The sequence below is a fragment of the Streptomyces spongiae genome (genome assembly GCF_009377185.1).
GTDB classification, from domain to species: Bacteria; Actinomycetota; Actinomycetes; order Streptomycetales; family Streptomycetaceae; genus Streptomyces; species Streptomyces spongiae.
The window spans coordinates 1-1,988 of sequence record NZ_VJZC01000984.1 but is presented as its reverse complement, the minus strand read 5'-3'; the positions used below and the strand labels follow the sequence as shown (position 1 = coordinate 1,988).

Below are 1,988 nucleotides of genomic sequence, written 5' to 3'. Positions count from 1 at the left end.
CCCTCCCGCCCGCGCTCCTTCGCGGCGACCGTGAGCCTGGCCCTGACCTTGTCCTCGACGCCGTCGCAGGTGACCCCGACCCGGTACGTGCCCGGCCTGAGCGCGGAACGGACGCGGGTCTCGCCGACGAGCGCACCGCCCGCACCGCCCTTGCCGGTGAGCACGGCCTCCGCGACGAACGCCCGCGACGACGCCGTGCCCGTCCGCCCCGAACACCCCTGGGCGCGCAGCTGGATGTCGCTGCCCGGCACCGGTCGCGACGGCGTGACCGAGAGCCCGCCACCGGCCGCGGACGCCACCGGAGATGCCGTCGGCGTCAGCGCGGCCGCGACCACCGCACCGGACCAGAGTGTGAGTCGCACTGAACCCATCGTGAACCTCCAGACATCTGGAGACTCCCTCTCCTCACCGTCACGCGCATCCGGGAAGGAGCATGGCTGCTCCGTTCGGGTGGAAGCAGGTTTGCGGCAGTGTCTTGGGGTGCTCGAAGCCACTCGATGCATGACGTGGGTGGGTACGCGCGCATCTCTGACATTGGACAGATCGGAGACGGACGCGACGGACGCGAGGGGGTGATCCGTCAACGCGAGGACGTTTACGACCTTGCCAAGCTGACGCGGGTCAATGTCCACCGCATCTACGAAGACAAGCGGAACCGCGGCAGGCCAGACCGGCGACGACTTCAATGAAGCGGCTGCGGTCCTGAACGAGATGGCCAGGACGGCCGTCTCTGCAAGCGGCATGAACCCAGACGCACAGGCGCACTTCCGCGAGACGTTCCTCGCCCCGGTCCGCGACGGCATCGCCGACGCCGGCAGGACCAACCCCCGTGCCCGATAAGCAAGAAGTGCCCCACCTGTTTACGTAGCCCTTGTCTCATATTCCGGACAGGCCCCCCTGATCACCATGTACGGGAATCGAACACGTGTCGGCGGTAGTGTCTACGTCGAGCACAAGCCGCCTCGTACACGCGTCCGGCAGGAGAAACGCCCCATGGGAGAACGCAAGCCGATCGAGTCATGGCTGACTGACATGGATGGGGTTCTCATCCACGAAGGCATCCCGATCCCGGGCGCCGAGGAATTCCTCAAGCGGTTGAAGGAGTCGGGGAAGCCCTTCCTCGTCCTGACCAACAACTCGATCTACACTCCGCGCGACCTGCACGCCCGACTGTCCCGCATGGGCCTCGACGTGCCGATCGAGAACATCTGGACCTCGGCCCTGGCCACGGCACAGTTCCTCGATGACCAGCGACCCAACGGCACGGCTTACGTCATCGGCGAGGCGGGGCTGACGACCGCCCTGCATGAGATCGGGTACGTCCTGACCGATACGGAGCCCGACTTCGTGATCTTGGGCGAAACTCGAACTTACTCTTTCGAGGCCATGACGAAGGCGGTCCGGCTGATCAACAACGGTGCCCGGTTCATCGCCACCAATCCTGACGAGACGGGGCCCTCGACCGAGGGTGCGCTTCCCGCTACTGGAGCTGTCGCGGCACTGATCACCGCAGCGACCGGCAAGAAGCCGTACTTCGTCGGCAAGCCGAATCCCCTGATGATGCGCGCCGGGCTGAACGCCATCGGAGCCCACTCGGAGACCTCAGCCATGATCGGCGACCGGATGGACACGGATGTACTCGCGGGCCTTGAGGCCGGCATGCGGACCTTCCTCGTCTTGACTGGGGTCACCCAGCCGCACGAAGTGGACCGCTTCCCGTACGGGCCCTCGAAGGTCGTGGACTCGATTGCGGACCTGATCGACTACGTGTGATCGCGGGGAATCCGCGACAAAGAAGAAGGCCCTCCCGGTATCGCGGGAGGGCCTTCTCACTGGGCTCGGCGTGTTTTCGATGCCCGCCGGGGATCAGCGGGACTTGCGGCGGGTGAGGGTGACCAGCAGGGCGCCGACGATGAACGGCAACACCCCGATGGCGTACGGCGATACGGTCCCGCCGGTCTGGGCGAGCTCTTCGGCGGGGGGTGGGG

1 protein-coding gene and 1 pseudogene are annotated in these 1,988 nt (G+C 66.4%); one reads left to right on the top strand and one right to left on the bottom strand.

From position 1 onward, the window contains the following. Nucleotides 1–371, bottom strand: a pseudogene (locus tag FNH08_RS49420) (hypothetical protein); the annotation flags it as partial. A 622-nt stretch (nucleotides 372–993) separates the two neighbouring features. Between FNH08_RS49420 and FNH08_RS49415 the strand changes: the two are divergent. Then, a complete protein-coding gene (locus FNH08_RS49415) occupies nucleotides 994–1,773 on the top strand; it encodes an HAD-IIA family hydrolase (protein WP_152778515.1) in 780 nt (259 codons plus the stop codon). The last annotated feature ends 215 nt before the right edge of the window (nucleotides 1,774–1,988 follow it).

Bases quoted from the DNA above. Each gene is read 5' to 3' on its own strand.
- FNH08_RS49415 (WP_152778515.1), top strand. From the start codon at position 994: ATGGGAGAACGCAAGCCGATCGAGTCATGGCTGACTGACATGGATGGG.